The following is a 2,244-nucleotide window of genomic DNA, read 5'->3' as shown; positions in this document are numbered from 1 at the left end:
TCCCGTACGTCGATGGCGCTGGCCTGCAGCGCCGAGATCACCGCACGCTTCAGTGCCCGCGCACCACGCGAGTGGTCACGCGCGGTGGTGACGGTGGACCCCTTCTTCAGGGTCGTCGCGTACGCCCCCGCAAGGCGCACGGCGAGCTCGGGCGTGATCTCCACGTTCAGGATTCCGGACACTCCACGCGCCCCGAACAGGTGCGCCTGGCCCCGGGACTCCCAGATGACCGAGGTGTTGACGAACGCGCCGGCCTCGATCGTCTTGAAGGGATAGACCCTGACGTTGCCCTGGACAATCGATTCCTCACCGACCAGGCACTCGTCACCGATGACCGCACCGTCCTCGATGCGGGCGGCGCGCATGATGTCGGTGTTCTTGCCGACGACGCAGCCCCGGAGATTACTGTGCTGCCCGATGTAGACGTTGTCGTGCACGACCGCCTTGTGCAGGAAGGCGCCGCTCTTCACCACGACGTTCGATCCCACGACGGTGTGCTCGCGGATCTCGACGTCCGCCTCGATCTTGGCGTAGTCACCGACGTACAGCGGCCCACGCAAAACGGCGTCGGGGTGCACCTCGGCCCCTTCGGCAACCCACACCCCGGGAGAGATCTCGAAGCCGTCGAGCTCGACGTCGACCTTGCCCTCGAGCACGTCGGCCTGCGCCTTGACGTAGCTCTCGTGCGTGCCGACATCCTCCCAGTAGCCCTCGGCGACGTAGCCGTAGACCGGCTTGCCCTCCTTCATGAGCTGCGGGAAGACATCGCCGGACCAGTCGACGGGCACATCGGCCTCGACGTAGTCGAACACCTCGGGCTCCATCACGTAGATGCCCGTGTTCACTGTGTCGGAGAAGACCTGCCCCCAGGTCGGCTTCTCGAGGAAACGCTCGACCTTGCCTTCTTCGTCGACGATGGTGATGCCGAATTCCAGCGGATTGGGTACGCGCGTCAGACACACGGTGACGAGCGCGCCCTTTTCCTTGTGGAAGGAAATCAGCTCGCTGAGGTCGAAATCCGTGAGAGCGTCACCGGAGATCACGAGGAAGGCATCGTCCTTCAGCGCCTCCTCGGCGTTCTTCACGCTGCCGGCGGTCCCGAGCGGTTTCTCCTCATTGGCATAGGTGAGCTCCATTCCCAGCTCTTCGCCGTCGCCGAAGTAGTTCTTGACGAGTGAGGCCAAGAACTGCACTGTCACTACGGTCTCGGTGAGCCCATGCCTCTTCAGCAGGCGCAGCACATGCTCCATGATCGGCCGATTGGCCACAGGAAGGAGCGGCTTGGGCATGCTGGAGGTCATGGGGCGAAGGCGTGTGCCCTCACCGCCGGCCATCACGACGGCCTTCATGTCGGAAACGTCCTCCTCATTAGACGACGATCCAGCCGACAGCTCACCGTGATGGGCTCACCTATGTCAGATGCGAGCCTTCGAGCCTCTACAGCTGCCAAGTCGGCGAGCTCAATCGGCTGGCTTGTCCACCTTGACAAGTCGGCGGACCTGAACCACGTAGAGGATCCCTGCCCACCAGTACAGACTTGTACCCCATCCTGCGAACGCCCATCCGAAAATCGCGGCGAGTGTGGCGAGCGAGCCACTTCCGTCACTGAGGAGCAGTAGTGGAAAGGCGTACATCAGGTTGAAGGTGGCGGCCTTGCCCAGGAAGTTCACCTGCGGCGGCGGATAGCCGTGCCGTCTGAGGATCCCGACCATCACCAGCAGAACCAGTTCGCGCAGCAGCAGGGTCGCGGTCAGCCAGAGCGGGAGAATTTCCCGCCATGTCAGACCGACCAGGGTCGAAAGGATATAAAGCCGGTCGGCCGCGGGGTCGAGCAGCCGCCCCAGGTTGCTGATCTGGTTCCAGCGACGGGCGAGCTTGCCGTCGAGGTAGTCACTGACTCCGCTCAGCGCCAGGACCAGCAGCGCCCATCCGTCGCTGTTGGGCCCTCCGAACTCGGGCCTGAGGATCAACCACAGGAAGAGGGGCACGCCGGCGAGGCGCGCCATGCTGAGGATGTTCGGGATGGTGAGGACACGGTCCGTCTGGACACGCGTCTCCTGGACCTCCACCCGGGGGCCTCCTGTGGGGAAAGAGCCAATGATGCCCCCTGACCTTACCCTCAGTTGTGGACCTGGGGTGCAGAGGGGTGGCCGATCACCTCGGCACCAAAACAAAAAAGCCGTGGTCCCTGGAATTGAATCCAGGGACCACGGCTATAAAAGAAGTTCGGCGGCGTCCTACTCT

2 protein-coding genes are annotated in these 2,244 nt (G+C 63.5%); both read right to left on the bottom strand.

The genetic code is table 11. The features are described 5' to 3' along the window. Nucleotides 1-1,349: nucleotidyltransferase family protein (locus AOK03_RS37430; protein WP_244177904.1), on the bottom strand; the 1,349-nt coding region annotated here is incomplete at its 3' end. 111 nt (nucleotides 1,350-1,460) lie between these two features. Next, the gene (gene clsA / locus AOK03_RS37425) at nucleotides 1,461-2,069 is read right to left on the bottom strand and encodes a cardiolipin synthase ClsA (protein WP_055569834.1); all 609 of its coding nucleotides are present in this window, start codon (nucleotides 2,067-2,069) and stop codon (nucleotides 1,461-1,463) included. Between the last annotated feature and the right edge of the window lie 175 nt (nucleotides 2,070-2,244).

The organism is Streptomyces atriruber (assembly GCF_001418325.1).
GTDB lineage: Bacteria > Actinomycetota > Actinomycetes > Streptomycetales > Streptomycetaceae > Streptomyces > Streptomyces atriruber.
Note: the sequence above shows the minus strand (reverse complement) of the source record. Positions and strands in the feature narration are given on the sequence as shown.